This is a genomic window from Streptococcus sp. CF8_Ac1-9, assembly GCF_024295565.1.
In the GTDB taxonomy this organism is placed as follows: Bacteria; Bacillota; Bacilli; order Lactobacillales; family Streptococcaceae; genus Streptococcus; species Streptococcus parasanguinis_X.
Map to the genome: position 1 here is coordinate 22,204 of NZ_JANCOY010000002.1, position 18,844 is coordinate 41,047.

Sequence of the window (18,844 nt, forward strand, 5' to 3'; positions counted from 1 at the left end):
AACTAGTCTTAATTAGTTACTTTTGGGGAAAATTAGTGTATAATAACTCGATATCTTATTTTTAAGGAGCGGACATGTTTTTTAAACGTTCGAAGGGTGATTTTCGCGAAACGGAGCGAATCACACGTTATAAATTAATCAAATCAGGAAAGAATTGGGTACGGGCATCTGTCTCGCGGTTAGGCCTATTTCGCGTCCTGCGAGGTGGTGTGGATGAAAATATCGTGGTTCAATATGAAGCATCATCACACTCTATGCCTGCTGATCTGGTCAAAGGGATGGTTGTGCTAGGGGCGCTGGCTGGAGCGACAACGGTTGCCAATCCAGTATTTGCTGAGGAAAATGAAATGAATGTGACTGTTGGATCAGAAATCAGCCCGTCGACCGGTGTAGCGGGTTCGGATAGTCTTGTCTTGGGGACGACGTCAAACTCAGATTCTGTGTCAGCCAGTCAATCTATAAGTGAATCTATCTCATTTTCAGAGTCAGCTAGTGACAGCCTTTCTCTGTCTCAATCGGTGTCTTTGAGTGAATCTCATCTTGTCAGTGGTTCAGCGAGTCCGTCTACTTCAGAAATTGCTAGTAGCACTCTCTCAGAGAATAATACTATTCATGTAGCTACTCCTGAAACGAGCGAGAAAGAAGTAGTGGCTCAGACCACTCGCTCGGAAGACCAGGTGAAGCGTCTGCAAGTCTTAGCTTTGGATTTATATACCTATCGGGCACAGGCTCTGGAAATCCCTGGGACAGAAACTGCTATTGAAAATGGAGATCTGGCTTTGGAGGCTATTCGTGTAGGTTTGTCCAATCCGGCAATTCAAATCGATGCCGTGGAAAGTCAAGCAAAAACCGCTCGGAATCGTTTGGTCAACGCGGTGCTGCGCGCGACATCTGGTCAGCGCGACCCTCGAAATGGGAACCGTATTGACACAGATACCAGCCTCCGTGCACCCCAGTATAATTTAGGTCCGGCTAACAATGCCTTGATTTCTGTTTATAACTCTGACTACATCAATCAGGCTTATAATGTTGTTGAAACCATTCCTACACGAAATAGTATTAAAAGCCTTGGCTACGCTTCTGGTAGTGATCGTGTGAATGGCATCAATTTTCCTCAGACGTCGGCACTAAGAAATAGTGCAGTAGCATTTAATATTATGGGAACTGTTGGCCAGACAGAAGTCGTAACGCCTGGAAAAATTTATAATCTTTCTTTTGTAGTGACGAATACGGCTAAGCAGTCAGTGACACGTACGCTACGAATCCAGGTCTTGCCGCAAAATGATGGTATTCGTAATCCGATTACGGCTGTGACGACAGCGACTTTTGTTAATGATACTACTAACTTGGCCCAGGCTGAAAAAGATAAGGTTTGGGAAGCGTTTAAAGCTACTAATCCAAATATTGCGACTTCAAAGGACTTTAAATCTTATTCCGTTTCATCATCTGGTGTGGTGACCATTACCTATAAAGATAACACTACAAATGATGTGACGGCTCCAGTGAAGCGACTTGCAGCACCAACGGTGGAGACACGCTTGCTGGAGAAAGCCTACACCCAAACGCCTGTAACAGTGACCGGTGCTGAGCCTGGATCGACCGTTGTCTTGTATAACAATGATGATGAAATCGGAACAGCAGTAGCGGATGCTTCTGGACAAGCGATCTTAACACCGAATGCTCCCTTGCAAACGGGTGGTGTAACAGCCAAAGCTCGCATCATGTATGGTGATTATGCGGTGTATTCCGATGCCAGTAATTCCGTGGCTGTAACTGACGGAACGCGTCCTGAAGTGACGGCTAAGTTGACCGTCAATGGTGTGGAACCGAAATCAACCCCTCTTGAAGGTGGTGGGAAGAATTATACTATTTACGCTGGTGATGATGCGGTAGTTACCTTTACAGCTACTGATGACAGTGGCAAGTTGAAAGAAATGAAAGTCGTTGCAAGAGCCGATTTGAATGACAATGCCTTGAACGGGAATTTCTTTGGTGGCAGCCAGTATGGAACGGGTGATATTGCTCCTATCACGGGTGATATTACGGCTACCAGTGCGAACCCTGCAACCATCACAACGACCATTCATTTGAAGGATGATCTTTACCATACCTACCGAAATACATGGCAACGCAACGTCGCGGCTATTGACAATGCCTCCAATATGAACCGTCCAAACGGTTTGGGTGAGATTCGGATTACCCAAGGGCGTCTCGCTGATCGTACGCCAGGTGTGGCGCCGACAAGCACTATTCAGGTGACGAGTCTAACTGCATTGACAGATGCAGATAAGAGCAAGGTGATTGCAGCTGTATCGGCAGTCAACCCAGAGGTAGCTAACCGGATTAAGTCCTATACGGTTAATAGTGATGGTACAGTCACCATTACTTATAAAGATAGTACGACCAATGTCGTAGCGGTGAAACTGTCAGATAGCGATCACAGTCAGTCTGTATCAAACAGTCAGAGTGCATCTGCGAAGACTTCGCAATCGATCAGTCAGTCTTTAAGTGCGAAGCAATCACAGAGCGTATCGGCTCAGCAGAGCGTTTCATTAAGCCAGTCACTGAGTTCGGTCCGCTCGCAAAGTTTGTCAGTTTCATTGAGCCAATCAGCGTCGGCAAGTGTTTCAGCTCAAGCAAGTCTATCTCGCAGTCAATCGTTGAGCAAGGAGATTTCTCAATCTCAATCCGCTTCAACGAGTCAATCTGTATCGACAAGAAAATCTGAATCTGAGAAGGTTTCTGAATCAGCTTCTGCAAGTGTCAGTGCCTTGCAGTCTGCTTCGGTATCGGCGAGTGTATCCAAGGTGGTTAGCCAGTCTGTCTCAAGTTCGACATCCGCTTCAACGAGCGCCTCTGTTTCAGTGAGTCAGTCAGCATCAGCATCGCTTTCACAGTCGGTATCAGAGTCACTAAGTCAATCGACTCGCGAGTCTGCTTCAAAATCCGTAAGCCAATCGCAATCTGAGTCTGCATCAGTATCTTTGAGTGAGTCCACTAGAAAATCCGCATCGTTGAGCACTTCCGTATTAGAGAGTCAATCAGCCTCTACTTCGGTGTCGGTTTCAACGTCTGAGTCGGTGTCGACTTCCAAATCAGTATCGACTTCCGAGTCTGTTTCTGTATCTGAATCAGTATCAGCCTCTGAGTCAGTTTCAGCCTCAGAATCAGCATCAACCTCTGAATCAGCATCAACCTCTGAATCGGTCTCAGCGTCCGAGTCAGCATCTACATCAGAATCAGTATCAACATCCGAATCGGTTTCTACATCTGAGTCAGTTTCAGCCTCAGAATCAGTGTCTGCTTCTGAATCGGCATCAACATCGGAGTCAGTCTCAGCGTCTGAATCTGTGTCAGTGTCCGAGTCAGCGTCAGAATCAATCTCAACCTCAGAGTCGGTTTCAACGTCAGAATCAGTATCAACGTCTGAGTCGGCATCGACGTCTGAGTCGGCATCGACGTCTGAGTCAGCGTCAACCTCAGAATCAGTCTCGACCTCTGAGTCAGTTTCAGTCTCTGAATCTGTATCTACGTCTGAGTCAATTTCAACCTCAGAGTTGGCATCTACCTCTGAGTCAGTTTCTGTATCTGAATCAGTCTCAACGTCTGAGTCAATCTCGACCTCTGAATCATTGTCAGCATCGTTGAGCACCTCAGTATCTGAAAGTCAGTCAGTCTCTGCTTCAGTGTCAGTTTCGACTTCAGAGTCGGTTTCAATGTCAGAATCAGCCTCTGCGTCCGAGTCAGCGTCAACTTCTGAATCAGCCTCTGCGTCCGAGTCAGCGTCAACTTCTGAATCAGCATCAACCTCTGAGTCAGCATCAGATTCCGAGTCAGTCTCAGCGTCGGAATCAGTGTCAACGTCAGAATCAGTGTCTACATCTGAGTCAGTCTCGACGTCTGAGTCGGTATCTACATCTGAGTCAGTGTCAACATCCGAATCAGCTTCTGCGTCTGAGTCAGTGTCAACTTCTGAATCAGCCTCTGCTTCTGAATCAGTCTCGACCTCTGAGTCAGTCTCGACGTCTGAGTCAGCGTTAACCTCAGAATCGGTGTCTACCTCAGAATCGGTGTCTAAGTCCGAGTCAGCATCAACCTCTGAATCAGTATCTACGTCTGAGTCGGTGTCAACATCCGAATCAGCCTCAACCTCTGAGTCAGTATCAGCATCCGAATCAGTTTCAATATCCGAGTCGGTTTCTGCATCCGAGTCTGTCTCAATATCCGAGTCAATTTCAGCCTCTGAGTCGGTTTCAACATCCAAATCAGTGTCGACCTCAGAATCGGCATCTGCATCTGCATCAGAATCAGTGTCAACATCCGAATCAGTCTCAACGTCCGAGTCAGTTTCAACGTCTGAATCAATATCGGCTTCAGAGTCAGTTTCAACGTCCGAATCGGCATCTACATCAGAATCAGTTTCTGCATCTGAGTCAGCGTCAGCCTCTGAATCAGCGTCAGCCTCTGAGTTAGTTTCAGCCTCTGAGTCGGTCTCAACGTCCGAATCAACATCAGCATCCGAATCGGTTTCAACCTCAGAATCAGTTTCTACATCTGAGTCGGTTTCTGCATCCGAGTCTGTCTCAACCTCTGAATCAGTTTCAGCGTCTGAGTCGGTTTCAACATCCAAATCAGTGTCGACCTCAGAATCGGCATCTGCATCTGCATCCGAATCGGCATCAACATCCGAATCAGCTTCTGTGTCTGAGTCAGTATCAACATCCGAATCAGCTTCTGCGTCTGAGTCAGTATCAACATCCGAATCTGCATCTGCTTCTGAATCACTCTCGACATCCGAATCAGTATCAACGTCTGAGTCAGTTTCAACGTCCGAGTCAGTATCAACATCCGAGTCGGTTTCTGTATCTGAATCAGTGTCTACGTCTGAATCGGAATCGACATCCGAATCAGTTTCTGCATCTAAGTCGGTTTCTGCATCCGAGTCTGTCTCAACCTCTGAATCAGTTTCAGCGTCTGAGTCAGTTTCAACATCAGAATCATTCTCAGTCTCTGAATCAGCCTCTGCGTCCGAGTCAGCGTCAACTTCTGAATCAGCGTCTGAGTCAGCGTCAGCCTCTGAGTCAGCATCAGTCTCTGAGTCGGCCTCTACGTCTGAGTCGGTTTCAGCCTCTGAGTCGGCCTCTACGTCTGAGTCGGTTTCAGCCTCTGAATCAGTATCAACATCCGAGTCAATTTCAGCCTCTGAGTTGGTTTCAACGTCTGAATCAGTCTCAGCGTCTGCATCGGTTTCTGTATCCGAATCAGTGTCTACGTCCGAGTCGGTTTCTGTATCAGAATCAGTGTCAACGTCTGAATCAGTTTCTGTATCTGAGTCAGCATCAGCCTCTGAGTCGGCCTCTACATCAGAATCAGTCTCAACCTCTGAATCGGTATCGACGTCTGAGTCAGTCTCAACATCAGAATCAGTTTCAGAATCCGAGTCAGTATCAGAAAGTCAGTCAATTTCAACGTCTGAATCAGTGTCAGCGTCTGAGTCGGTTTCAACGTCCGAATCAGTCTCGACTTCTGAATCGGCATCAACTTCCGAATCAGTTTCAACGTCCGAATCAGTATCAGCGTCTGAGTCAGTTTCAACCTCTGAATCAGTCTCGACATCTGAGTCAGTCTCAGTCTCTGAGTCAGTATCTACGTCCGAATCAGCGTCAGCCTCTGAATCTGAGTCGGTATCAGCATCAGAATCAGCCTCTGCTTCTGAATCAGTTTCAACATCAGAATCAGTCTCAGAGTCCGAATCAGTTTCAACGTCTGAATCGGTTTCTGTATCAGAATCAATCTCGACATCAGAATCATTGTCAGCATCGTTGAGCACTTCAGTATCAGAAAGTCAGTCAGTTTCTACTTCAGTTTCAGTCTCAACATCTGAGTCAGTTTCAGTCTCTGAATCATTGTCAGCCTCTGAGTCGGTTTCAACATCGGAATCAACTTCTGCGTCTGAGTCAGCCTCAACGTCTGAATCAGTGTCTACTTCTGAATCACTTTCAACGTCTGAATCAATCTCGACATCAGAATCATTGTCAGCATCGTTGAGCAATTCAGTATCAGAAAGCCAGTCAGTCTCTACTTCGGTTTCAGTTTCGATGTCAGTATCTGTATCTGAGTCAGCATCGACATCGGAGTCAGTTTCAACGTCCGAATCAGTGTCAGCGTCTGAGTCAGTATCAACATCCGAATCAGTCTCAACCTCTGAGTCGGTCTCAGCATCCGAATCAGTCTCAACCTCTGAGTCGGTCTCAGCATCCGAATCAGTCTCAACCTCTGAGTCGGTCTCAGCATCCGTATCAGTCTCAACCTCTGAGTCGGTCTCAGCATCCGAATCAGTCTCAACCTCTGAGTCGGTCTCAGCATCCGAATCAGTTTCAACGTCTGATTCTTCATCGACGTCTGAATCAGTTTCAACGTCCGAATCAGTGTCAGCGTCTGAGTCAGTTTCAGCATCTGAATCGGTATCTACTTCAGAATCAGTTTCAACGTCTGAATCAGTATCAGCCTCAGAATCAGTATCTACATCAGAATCAGTATCTACATCTGAATCAGTTTCAACGTCTGAATCAGTTTCAACGTCTGAATCAGTTTCAACGTCTGAATCAGTATCTACATCTGAATCAGTGTCAACATCCGAATCAGTCTCAGCGTCTGAATCGGTCTCGACGTCAGAGTCAGTCTCGACGTCAGAGTCAGTCTCAACGTCTGAATCAGTTTCAACGTCTGAATCGGTCTCAACCTCTGAGTCAGTTTCTACCTCTGAGTCAGTGTCTGCATCAGAATCGGCATCTACTTCAGTTTTAGTTTCGACATCAGAGTCGGCGTCTACGTCCGAATCAGCATCTGCATCTGAGTCAGTGTCAACTTCTGAATCAGTATCAACGTCTGAATCAGTCTCAACATCTGAATCGGTATCAACCTCCGAGTCAGTATCAGCCTCTGAATCGGTATCTACTTCAGAATCAGTTTCAACGTCCGAATCAGCGTCAGCCTCTGAATTAGCATCAACGTCTGAATCAATCTCGACATCAGAATCATTGTCAGCATCGTTGAGCACTTCAGTATCAGAAAGTCAGTTAGTCTCTGAATCATTGTCAGCCTCTGAGTCGGTTTCAACATTAGAATCAACTTCAGCGTCTGAGTCGGTTTCAGCCTCTGAATCTGTCTCTACTTCTGAATTAGCATCAGCCTCTGAGTCATTGTCAGCATCGTTGAGCAGTTCAGTATCAGAAAGCCAGTCAGTCTCTACTTCGGTTTCAGTTTCGACATCAGTATCTGCATCTGAGTCAGCATCATTGAGTACCTCTGCCCCTGAATCAACTTCAACATCAGTAAGTACTTCAGTTTCAGTGAGTCAATCACAATCAGGATCAACATCTGGTAGCGGTTCATACTCTAACTCAATGAGCCAATCAATTTCTCATTCAGAGTCATTGTCTGCATCCGAATCAGCAAGTGGATCACAAAAACACAGCCAGTCTGTGGTGCTTCCAAATACTGGCGAAACAGGATCTGTAACATCAGCTCTTCTTGGGGTAGTTACAGGGTTAGCTGGAATTGCTGGACTTACCCGACGTAAAAAGAAGGGGAACTGATCTAGTAGGAAATATCATTTTTTTCGAGTGAATCTCATAGGAGATTCACTTTTTTTCTAGTAGAATGAGGTGTTTTTAATGTGTTACAAAAAAATTTGAAAATTAAACGATAATATATAAGTTTTTTGTAGCAAATTACTTGAATCTACGTAGTATTGCTGTATAATGAATAATGACTACAATGTAAGGGGAATATCATGCAATTTAAGCGTTCAAAAGGAAACTTTCGTGAAACAGATCGTGTCGTACGCTTCAAATTAATTAAATCAGGAAAAAATTGGCTTCGAGCATCAACAGCTGCTCTAGGCCTCTTTCGCGTGGTGCGTGGGCAAGTGGAGGAGACCATCATTGCCAACGTGCAGCAAGATCAAATAGAAAGTCATAAGCATAACCAAGCCTTCTTAAAAGGTTTGATTACGGTAGGGACTGTTTTTGGTGGTGCTGTGCTTGCTACGACTGCTAAGGCGGAGGATGTAACATCACTTGCACCAACGGTTTCCGAGACAAAAGAGGAAACCTTGGCAGAAGTGGATAGTGTGGTCTTAGCGAAAACTTCAAGTCAGCCTTCAAAATCCATCTCTGTTTCAGAATCAACTAGTTTTTCTACATCTGAGAGTGCGTCTGCTTCGATCAGTGAATCCACCTCTTTGTCCTTAAGCGAAGTTGGATCAACTGCATTATCAACGGCACTTAGCGAGTCTGCTCAAGCTCTAGAGTCAGAAGCAGGTATTGAAGAGCCGACTAGTTTAGAAGAAGCCACTGTTTTAGAACAAAATACCTCTGAAGCTGAATTGCTTCAAGAAATTGCAGGGAATTACGCATCTAAAATGACGGACACCGATCGCTGAGCAGTGGTCGAAGCGGTCATTAACAAAGTGCAGGCCGAAGTGGCTGCAAGCAATAACTTGATCCACACCAATGCCAGTGCGCAAGCTTATGCTGACCAGCGCGATCGCTTGGAGAAAGCTGTCGATGAGATGATGACGACCTTGACAGCTGCAGGTTTTGTGGGAAATACGAATATAGATGGGAAACCTGCGATCTCTGCTCAGTTGGCTCCTCTAGCTGAGGAAACATACTTGGCTGATGATGTATTGGATATGACCCCGAACCCAGAAGATCCCAATGGTGCGAGTGTAGAAGATCCTACACTTGACACACCAGGATATGCTAAGGATCCTCATCTAGATAAAGATCTCTTAAGATTTTCGCCTGAAGAGTTGAAAAATTTTTTAGGTGAACCCTACACCAATCGTTATACATTTGGTATTTGGGACTTTGTGAATAAACAAGGAGAGTCACTTGGTTACTATGCGACTATGTCGATTGATATCAGTGAGATAGATCCGGAAAAGCATAAGGCAATGGATGTTTATTTCCGCATTGTCCGAAAATCAGATGGGGCTGAAATTTTTTCACAAACTGTATCTCCAGAAGGATATGGCCAAGATATTCAATTACCAAAAGAAGTACTAATTGGTCAGGCTCCCCTTGGGAACAAGGTTTTTAATTCGGAACCTTCTACAGGTAATGGGACCTTTGGAATGCTGACGAATTTTATTCCGGAACAGGCTTTCTTATTCCGGAGTATTTATGATGTCATGACGCCTGAGAATCAAGGGCAATTGATTAGGACGTATCCTAGTATCAAAATTCCATCTATGATGGGACAACAATCGACCTTCTATAGAGAAGTGGACCCGAATGGTAGATGGTTTAATGGGCAATATGAACCAACGGGGAAAGAAAGATCCTTACTAGAGTATAGAATCTACGGATTGGAAGGCCAGCATTATACAGCTTCCAATCCACGCGAATTTCCTGGTTATGTACAGGTCCCAGCGCACACCGTGTTCCCGAATCGTAAAAGTGGGGTGTTCGATAATAGTAAGAATGGGAAATCAAGAATTGAACTATTAGGGGATGCGCGTGAGCATTTCATTAAAAGTGAAGTTGTCACCCTTAATCAAAATGGTGATTATTCTCTTCGCTACTATGTTTTAGATCCTTCTAAAATACATGATGTTAGTAGTGGTGATGTAGGAAATGCTAAGGTAACCGATGTATATACACTTGTTTATGAAAAAGAATTTAAACAAGATAATACGGATAACCTTTCAGATTTAGGTGGAACTCGTAAAGTTGAAAGTAAAAACAAGGACTACTTCCTAAATGTCACACCAAAACGAATAGATTACCAACATTTTGAGTTGGATATTACAGGTTGGTTCTCTAGTAAGGAGACAGTTACATACACTGATGAGAAAACAGGAATAGAATATACTGTTCCAAAACCATTCACGGAACTTCCAAAATCGGCCTACCTCGATAAAAATACGACCATGGTCGTTGGAGAAGATGCAACACCTCAAGGAGCAGATGGTTTTTCCAACTTCAAACAAACGATCAAAAAAATAGTAGATTCATACCCCTTAACGAGTGTGAATTATTACTATCGGAAGATGACACCGTCAGAATCTACTTCACAATCTCAAAACTTCTCGATTTTAACTTCAGAGTCACTAGTTTCAGAATCCATTTCATCTTCTCAATCTGTTTCGGTCAGTGAGTCCGTTTCCTTGTCACAAGCATCTAGCTCCGCCAGTCAATCAGATTCACAGGTTTCAACCTCGATTTCCTTGTCACAATCTGTATCGACAAGCGAATCCAACTCGTTGGTTCAGGAATCGATCTCCACTAGTCAGTCGGAGGCTCTAGTCCAAGAGTCGGTTTCAGCAAGTCAATCGGATTCGTTAGTTCAATCGTCGGTTTCAGCAAGCCAGTCTGAGTCGTTGATTCAAGCATCAGTTTCTGCCAGTCAGTCCGATTCGCTTGTTAAAGAATCTGTATCCGCCAGTCAGTCAGACTCCTTGGTTCAAGCCTCAGTTTCTGCTAGTCAATCAGACTCGTTGGTTCAATCGTCGGTTTCAGCAAGCCAGTCAGAGTCCTTGATTCAAGCATCAGTTTCCGCCAGTCAGTCAGAGTCGTTGATTCAAGAGTCCATTTCAGCGAGTAAATCAGATTCGCTAGTTCAAGAGTCGATTTCAGCCAGTCAATCAGACTCGTTGATTCAAGCCTCAGTCTCCGCTAGCCAATCAGAGTCACTGGTTAAAGAATCAGTTTCTGCCAGTCAATCAGAATCCTTGGTTCGAGAGTCAGTTTCAGCTAGTCAGTCAGAGTCACTGGTACAAGCCTCCGTATCTGCAAGTCAATCAGATTCCTTGATTAAAGAATCTGTATCAGCGAGTCAGTCAGATTCCTTGATTCGTGAATCCGTATCTGCCAGCCAGTCTGATTCGTTGGTTCAGGAATCTGTATCCGCCAGTCAGTCAGATTCCTTGGTTCAGACATCTGTATCGGCCAGCCAGTCCGATTCGCTGGTTAAAGAATCAGTTTCTGCGAGTCAATCAGACTCGCTGGTTCAGGCATCTGTATCGTCTAGCCAATCAGAATCCTTGGTTCAATCGTCGGTTTCAGTAAGTCAGTCAGAGTCTTTGCTTCAGGAATCCGTTTCGGCCAGCCAGTCTGATTCGTTGGTTCAAGAATCAGTTTCTTCAAGCCAATCTGAGTCGCTGGTTCAAGAGTCGATTTCAGCGAGTCAATCCGACTCACAATCAAAAGCAGCATCAGCATCTAAGAGTGAGTCTGAAAAAGCCTCGAAATCTGTTTCGTTGAGTCAGTCGGTATCCTTATCTAATTTAGTATCTAGATCAATTTCTGTGTCTCAATCGCAGTCAACATCGGCGGTTGGATCGGAGGAAGTGGTTTCTCAACTGATTTCCTTGTCACAATCTATTTCGATGAGCAAAAAGCTGTCAGAATCCGTTTCGTTGAGTCAGTCAGATTCCTTGGTTCAAGAATCCGTTTCGGCAATTCAATCCGACTCCTTGGCCCAAGCATCCGTTTCAGCAAGTGAATCAGAATCGCTAATCCAAGAGTCGATCTCAACTAGTCAATCCGAGTCTTTGGTTCAAGCGTCCGTTTCTACTAGTCAGTCCGACTCGTTGATTCAGGACTCCGTTTCAGCGAGTCAATCCGATTCGCTAGTCCAAGAGTCGATCTCAACTAGTCGATCCGAATCTTTGACCCAAGCATCCGTTTCAGCAAGTCAATCCGAGTCGTTGGTCCAAGAGTCAGTTTCCGCGAGTCAGTCAGAATCCTTGGTTCAGGCCCCGGTCTCAGCTAGCCAATCATACTCGCTGATTCAAGCATCCGTTTCAGCAAGTCAATCTGAATCCTTGGTTCAAGAATCAGTTTCTTCAAGTCAATCTGACTCCTTGGCCCAAGCATCCGTTTCGGCAAGTGAATCAAATTCGTTGGCCCAAGCATCCGTTTCGGCCAGTCAATCCGACTCCTTAGTACAAGCGTCGGTTTCAGCTAGCCAATCAGACTCGCTGGTACAAGAATCAGTCTCAGCAAGTCAATCAGATTCATTAGTTCAAGCTTCTGCTTCGACAAGCGAATCGGCTTCAACTTCTCATGTCGTAGCTGCATCGCAGGTTTCAGAGTCTGGATCGTTCTCTCGATCCGTTTCTGAGAGTCTATCTGCTTCACAATGGACATCCCATTCAGAATCTCTAGCATCAACATCTGTTTCAAAATCAGACTCCTATAGCCAATCAACTTCGCTCCTTTCAGCAAGCGAATCGGCTTCAACGTCCATGCCAGTATCTGAATTTCCTTTGACGAGTGTTTCAGATTCTATAAGCGCATCATCAACAGAGAGTCAATCCTTATCGCAGGAAATTTCTGAATGGATCAGTGTGTCTTATGCGTCAAGTTTCTCTGCTGTGACAAGTTCTTCGGAGTCTGTCGTGTCTTCGTTAGACACCTCTTACTCAGAATCTCCATCAGATGCAAGCTCGCTAAGTGCGACACGTTCTTCAGGACCTGCTCTTCCAGAGACAGGTGCCCATCCTTCATCTAATATTCTTGCTACAGGAGCTTCCATTCTTCTGTCTGGATTAGCCCTTTTAGGAATTCGGAAAAAAGATGGCAAATAAAACCTTAAAAGACCGGAATGAACCGGTCTTTTATTGATCTAGAATGTCTAAGAAGTTGGGAAATATGTTATAATGAATGAGGAAGTTTTCGTTGAGGGATATGAAAAAGGTTACTTTGTGAAAAGCTCTGTTTGCCTTCATATCTTCAGAAAATATGGGATTAAAAAAGAAGAGTCAGAGGAAAGAGATGAAAATCCATTTTACAAATCTATTTGGGCAATCTTCGAAAAGTGTTGCCCTGATGGCACAAAACGATATTATGAATGTCGTTCGTGAACTTGGGGTTAATGAATTAGGGATCTACTTTTATGATCATAGCAATGAACCAGCTAGCGAATTGAACTCGCGAATGGATGGGATTTTAGCAGGCGTTGCTTTTGGGGATATTGTCTTCGTTCAATCTCCTTCTTGGAATGGAATTGAGTGGGACCGCCGTTTGGTTGATAAGTTAAAACTCCTTCAAACCAAGCTGGTCATGTTTATCCATGATGTTCCACCACTCATGTTTGAGAGCAATTATTACCTAATGCCCAACTATATCGACATGTACAATCAGAGTGATCTGGTCGTTGTTCCGTCAGAGCAAATGTACCATCGTCTAGTATCAGAAGGACTCACAGTGAAAAAATATGTGGTCCAAAAGTTGTGGGATTTGACCCATAGTTTGGACCTCTATACTCCGCAATTTGAGAAAAAACTGATCTTCTCAGGAAATCCTTCACGTTTCCCACATATCATCGACTGGAAATATGATACACCCCTTCATGTTTATACCGAACCAGTTGAAGGAGTTGATTATTCCAAGGTCCATATTGAAGGGTGGCGAACTAAGCAAGAGTTGCTTTTGGAGCTTTCTAAGGGGGGGTTTGGGCTGGTCTGGGGAAATTCAGAGAACCCCGAGGATGAGCGAGATTACTACAAAGAAAATATTTCCTACAAATTATCGACTTACTTATCCGCAGGTCTTCCGGTAGTCGTGCCAGACTATTTGTCAAATGCAGACTATATTCGAGAAAAAGGGCTTGGCTTTGTAGCATCCAGTCTTGAAGAAGCTAATCGTCTGGTTCAAGACTGCACAGAAGAAGCGTATGCCCAAATGGTCCAAAAGGCTCACTATACTTCTTATTTGATCCGCAATGGCTATTTTACAAAGAAATTATTCGTCGATACCATCATGGCTTTAGGAGAATAATGTCCAAGTAAACCAGATTCTTCAGATAAACATCTGAAGGATTTTTTGTTGAATACGGTACCAAATGGGGAATTTGAAATATTATCAAATATTAGTGACAAATGAGTTTGGAAAAGTCGCAAATTATGGTAAAATAAGTTGAGATAAAATGCTCTAAAGGCACATATTTAAAGGCTGTTTCCCTGGTGGAAGAGTCAAAATGAGTAAGAGAAAGTTTAAAAGAAATGTTAAAACGATCTGAAGTAGGAAAGAGATTTTGTTGGACGATATTTTTCGTCTTTATTTATGTTTTGGGAAGTAAAATTTCCCTGCCTTTTGTTGACTTATCAAAGGCCTTGAGACTCAATGAGGGAACGACAACGGGCTTGCAGCTCTCAAGCGCTGTGATGGGGGGAAATCTCCGCGGGATGTCGATCTTTTCGATCGGTCTATCCCCATGGATGTCTTCCATGATTTTGTGGCGGATGTTTACCGTTTCAAAACGCTTTAACCTCGAAAAAACCAGCACGGAGATAGTGGAGCGGCGAAAGATGTACGTGACCTTGGCGCTCGCCATCGTCCAGTCTTTGGCAGTGGCCATGTATCTCCCCTTGAAGACAGGGTTGAACCCCGGACTTGTCATTGCGGTCAATACCATGATTATGGTAGCCGGAGCCTTCTTTTTAGTTTGGCTCTCCGATCTAAATGCCGCTTTGGGCCTTGGAAGTTCTGTTGTGATCATGATGGCTGGGATGGTTATGTACCTGCCAGAAGATGTGATGCAGACCCTTTCAAGTGTCAATAATATCCCAGAGATCGCTTATGTTCTGGGCGTGATTTTTATCTTGATTTTTGTCTATGTGGCAGTCTTGGTGGAATATTCCAAGTACCAGATTCCTGTCAATAAATTAGGGATCCACAACAACTTGAAAAGTTATACTTTTTTGGATATCAAGCTCAACCCAGCAGGAGGGATGCCCTTTATGTACGCCATGACCTTGGTGTCCATTCCTCAGTATGCCATGCTCTTGATCTTGTCTATGGATTCCAATGCCAAGTGGGCTGCTCGTTTAGCCAAACACTTGGTGATGGGAGATCCGATTTGGATCCTTCTTTACATTCTGATGATCGCCCTTCTCTCTTTTGCTTTTGCCTTTGTCAATGTAAACGGAGAAGAAATTGCAGATAAGATGATGAAGGCTTCCGAGTATATCGATCATGTCTATCCTGGAGCAGATACACGTCGCTATATCAATAAAATTGTGCTACGCTTGACGGTTTTTGGGACCTTGTATCTGATCCTCTTCACGGCGCTTCCTTTTTCTCTCCTGTTATGGGATAAGGATCTCTTGCGCTTGACCATGATTCCAGGAACCTTCCTCATGTTTGTCGGGATGATTTACAATATCCGAGAAGAAATTCGTGCCCTTCGTGTGAATCAACGTTATACAAGAATATTCTAGGAGTAACCATGTATTATTTTGTACCAGCCTGGTATGGAACGGACCGCATCTGGCAGCAAACAGCTACCCCTTGGTACTGGATGCGAGAGTCCATTGAATTTGACGATACCATTAATCAAGTTCGTATTTTTCAAGAAGCAGAAATGGATCGGATCTTATTGTTGCCTCAATATAGTCCACAACTGCGCTATTTTTTGCACCGCCAAGATTTGTTAGAGACAGATGTGCTTTCGATTTTTGATAAGATCCAACAGGTTCCGTCTGATTTGGCTATGCGCCCAGTTCAGCTTCAGGACATCGAATGGCCGAGTGAGACCACTTTTTCCTATACTCCCTTTTTGGTGATGGCATTTCGAAAGGGCCACCACCTAGCGAAACTTGATATGGGAGTGGATGGAAACCTTCTCTCTTTGACCCGTTATAAGAATGACGAGATCAGCTACATCGAGTACTTAGATGATCGTGGCTTTATCTCTAGTAGAATCTACTACAATGAGGGAAAACCCTATTTCCAAGAGTATCTGAGTTTTGATGGGCAATGGGTTTTGAGAGAGATGCTGATCGAAGAGAACCACTCCGTCATGGTCAATGAAGCTTTCTTTCATGCCTTCAAAAAAGAAAGCTATGCCAATATGGGAGACGTTGTCGCTGAAAAAATGAAAGAGCAGCTAGCAACCTTGGTTCCAGGACGAGATCAGTTGGTTTTGGCAGCTCATCCAGCAAATTTGGCCTTTTTACAAGATACGGCAAGTAGCGTCAAGAAAGTCTTGTCTTTCTATGGGGATCGTCAGCCCTTGTCTGCCGAAAACTTTGCCCTCTATTTTGATATGATTGATGCCCAGCTCTTGATCACAGATAGTGAAAAAACCAAAGAAGCGATTGGAGTCTTTTCTCCTAGCTTGGCTCAAAAGACACACCGGATTACCTCTTTTGATTCCCGCCTCCGTTTGGGATCTAGTCAGGAACGTAAGGAATCAAAGATTTACTTTTATGTCAACGAAGCCGAGCTTCCAAGTAAGAGCCAGCTCAAGAAGGTTCTGGAAGTGTTGGTGCAACATCCTTTATTTGAAGTTGTTTTTGCATTTTACAATGGCTCGCCGGAGCGTGTTAAGGAATTAGAAGGGCAACTCGAGGAATTGATCGCTAGCGAGCAGGATTTGCATCTGGTTCAATCACCAGCCCAAATAGAAGGGCTTGGGGAAAACCAGATCATCGATGAAGAGTCCGTACAAGATGCACCGGACTATCGCTTTGTAGTTAAGAATTTTTCAAATGAAAATGACATTATTCAAGAGTTGGAAAAAACACGCTTGATCGTAGATTTAAGCGAGGAACCCAACCTCTATACGCAGATTGCAGGGATCTCTGCTGGGATTCCACAGGTCAACCGCGTCCAGACAGAATATGTCGATCATTTGAAAAATGGTTATGTCTTATCAAAGGGAGACAAGGAATTAGAAAAGGCGATTACTCACTTTTTATTGGAATTGAAGCCTTGGAACGAAGCCTTGGTCTACTCGATCGAAAAAATTCAAGAATACACCGGTCAACGCTTGATCGAGAAATGGGAAGGATGGATGAAAGAACGTCATGGATAAAAAACAACAAATACCCCATATTCTCCAAATCGGCTCAAGCAGTTGGCAGGATCAAGTGGAGCTTCCTGCTGGACTAGGCTGGCACTTTTTTCAAGCTACCACTCTTCCATCGCTCAAAGAGTATATGGAAGAAGAGGAAATCTCCAAATTCAAAGCCTTGATTCTGGAAAAGCCAGAAGATTTATTAGCTTTAGGAGAAGACCTGGCTTATTTCCAGCCTTATACTGTTTTTTATGATCAAAGCCATGAACTAGAGGCGCCTTCTGACGAATTGGCCCACCTCTTAAGACTCAAGCAAGCAAGACCCTGGGATTTCTCAAATAAGCATCAATTTCTCTATGTCTTAGAGCGCTTTTTATACGACAATCAATATGGAGATGCCTTTACGGTTCGTGACCTGCTAGTGAGACCGGATTTTGCTGGCCAGCAAACGGTGCTGGGGCAACATTTTCTGAAGCTAGATGGATCATACGGTGAAGAGTTTACACCGATTGCTCAGTGGGTCTACAACTACGTGTATGATGCGAGTCGTCCCATCAATTTTTGGTTGGAATATGAAAAAGATCCAAGCTGTCAGCTGCAATTGCGGATTCAATTTTACCGCTTTGGTGCTCTGGGAGAGTGGGTCAAAGATGCAGTCTTTTCAGAAGAAGAGATGGAGCAACCACTAGAATTGGACGGAGCAGAACCTTATTACTTAGCCTTTTCGCTGGAAGCAAAAGGAGAAGGGACGCTTACGATCGGAGCCTTACATAAGCGCTTGTCACATGGTCCTTTAGGAGAGATGACCGTAGGAGCTAAGACGCTACGGGACCACAAACGCCAAGAAATTTTTGCTTATTTCCATCCTGGCGATCTGAAGCCACCTTTAAACATTTACTTTTCTGGGTATCGTCCGGCTGAAGGATTTGAAGGGTTTGGGATGATGCGTGCGATGGGGAGTCCCTTTATTCTCTTTTCTGACCCAAGACTGGAAGGTGGATCCTTCTATATGGGCTCAGAAGAATTGGAAAGTCAAATCACTGCTTTTATTGATCAGCACTTGGACTTGCTCGGCTTTGAGCCAAAAGATATGAATTTCTCTGGCTTGTCCATGGGGACCTTTGGTGCCCTTTACTATGGGGCTCTTTATTCTCCTCATGCGATCTTGGTCGGAAAACCCATTGTCAACCTGGGAGATGTCGCTGCCAACCTGAAATTTAAACGCCCAGATGAGTTTGGAACGTCCTTGGATATGATGCAGTTGATCATTGGTCAAGTGTCGCAAGAAGGGATCGGTCAGCTCAATCAACGCTTCTGGGACCGGTTTAACCAGGCAGATTTCAAGGATACGATTTTAGCCCTTGCCTATATGAGAGATGATGACTACGACCAGCAGGCTTATCCAGATATTTTAGAGACCTTGTATGAATTGCCGGTTCGTATTATCAGCACTAGTCGTGCTGGTCGACACAACGATGCGAGTGGTCCGATCATTGAGTGGTTTGTGACCCAGTACAAAGAAATCATGGAAAGAGACTTTGGAAGAAACCAATGATAAAAATAAAAGAAAATGAAAGCAGACGAATCTACTGGGGCGATACTGTTCTAGCAGATTATCTTTGGGGGTCGACCATTCAGGCGACTGCCCAAGGAAGCGTTCAGTTTCAGAACCCCCTCATGCCATCTGGTCAAGTGCTGAAAACTTGGCATTCGCAGACAAATTTTGGCGCAACTCGTCAAATTCCTAGTCTGCCTCTGCTCAAAAGAGAGCAAGATTATGAACTGGTTATCACGATGGAAGCGACTCCGGCTCATACCGTTATGGTAGAAATCGTCTTCAAAGATCGCTTTGGAGAGGTCGTTGGCCGTCGAGTAACCGCAGAAGGTCGCTTGCCGTTTACCTATCCAGATCAAGCATACGCCTATGAAGTACGCTTGCTCAGTGCAGGTTTGCAAGAGTTTACCTTCCACTATTTCACGATTCAACCAATATCGTCTGAGGGAGCAGAAGTTCTCGAATAGACGAACA

At 44.5% G+C, this 18,844-nt stretch carries 8 protein-coding genes; all 8 read left to right on the plus strand.

What is annotated here, in order from left to right:
- Positions 1-74: 74 nt before the first annotated feature.
- Positions 75-7,598, plus strand: a complete 7,524-nt coding sequence (locus tag NML76_RS03645) for an accessory Sec-dependent serine-rich glycoprotein adhesin (RefSeq protein ID WP_254732974.1) — start codon at positions 75-77, stop codon at positions 7,596-7,598.
- A 197-nt stretch (positions 7,599-7,795) separates the two neighbouring features.
- On the plus strand, positions 7,796-8,446 hold the full coding sequence (locus tag NML76_RS03650) for an accessory Sec-dependent serine-rich glycoprotein adhesin (RefSeq protein ID WP_254732722.1): 651 nt from the start codon (positions 7,796-7,798) through the stop codon (positions 8,444-8,446).
- A 39-nt stretch (positions 8,447-8,485) separates the two neighbouring features.
- Positions 8,486-12,601: an LPXTG cell wall anchor domain-containing protein gene (locus tag NML76_RS10260; protein ID WP_254732724.1), complete on the plus strand. Its 4,116-nt coding sequence runs from the start codon at positions 8,486-8,488 to the stop codon at positions 12,599-12,601.
- Between the two features lie 187 nt (positions 12,602-12,788).
- Entirely contained in the window at positions 12,789-13,793 is a 1,005-nt protein-coding gene (locus NML76_RS03660; RefSeq protein ID WP_070594465.1) for a sugar transferase, read from the plus strand.
- Positions 13,794-14,017: 224 nt separating this feature from the next.
- On the plus strand, positions 14,018-15,235 hold the full coding sequence (secY2, locus tag NML76_RS03665; RefSeq protein WP_070594466.1) for an accessory Sec system protein translocase subunit SecY2: 1,218 nt from the start codon (positions 14,018-14,020) through the stop codon (positions 15,233-15,235).
- 8 nt (positions 15,236-15,243) lie between these two features.
- Complete coding sequence (gene asp1, locus NML76_RS03670) at positions 15,244-16,833, plus strand: accessory Sec system protein Asp1 (protein ID WP_254732726.1); 1,590 nt, start codon at positions 15,244-15,246, stop codon at positions 16,831-16,833.
- Complete coding sequence (gene asp2 / locus NML76_RS03675) at positions 16,826-18,370, plus strand: accessory Sec system protein Asp2 (protein WP_254732728.1); 1,545 nt, start codon at positions 16,826-16,828, stop codon at positions 18,368-18,370. Before asp1 ends, asp2 begins: the two co-directional genes overlap by 8 nt.
- Positions 18,367-18,837, plus strand: a complete 471-nt coding sequence (asp3, locus tag NML76_RS03680; RefSeq protein WP_023919257.1) for an accessory Sec system protein Asp3 — start codon at positions 18,367-18,369, stop codon at positions 18,835-18,837. Before asp2 ends, asp3 begins: the two co-directional genes overlap by 4 nt.
- Positions 18,838-18,844: the final 7 nt, after the last annotated feature.

What these genes read in the sequence shown, in the direction of transcription:
- asp1 (WP_254732726.1), top strand. Translation starts at nt 15,244, where the DNA reads ATGTATTATTTTGTACCAGCCTGGTATGGAACGGACCGCATCTGGCAG.
- NML76_RS03645 (WP_254732974.1), top strand. Translation starts at nt 75, where the DNA reads ATGTTTTTTAAACGTTCGAAGGGTGATTTTCGCGAAACGGAGCGAATC.
- NML76_RS03650 (WP_254732722.1), top strand. Translation starts at nt 7,796, where the DNA reads ATGCAATTTAAGCGTTCAAAAGGAAACTTTCGTGAAACAGATCGTGTC.
- secY2 (WP_070594466.1), top strand. Translation starts at nt 14,018, where the DNA reads ATGTTAAAACGATCTGAAGTAGGAAAGAGATTTTGTTGGACGATATTT.
- NML76_RS03660 (WP_070594465.1), top strand. Translation starts at nt 12,789, where the DNA reads ATGAAAATCCATTTTACAAATCTATTTGGGCAATCTTCGAAAAGTGTT.
- asp2 (WP_254732728.1), top strand. Translation starts at nt 16,826, where the DNA reads ATGGATAAAAAACAACAAATACCCCATATTCTCCAAATCGGCTCAAGC.
- asp3 (WP_023919257.1), top strand. Translation starts at nt 18,367, where the DNA reads ATGATAAAAATAAAAGAAAATGAAAGCAGACGAATCTACTGGGGCGAT.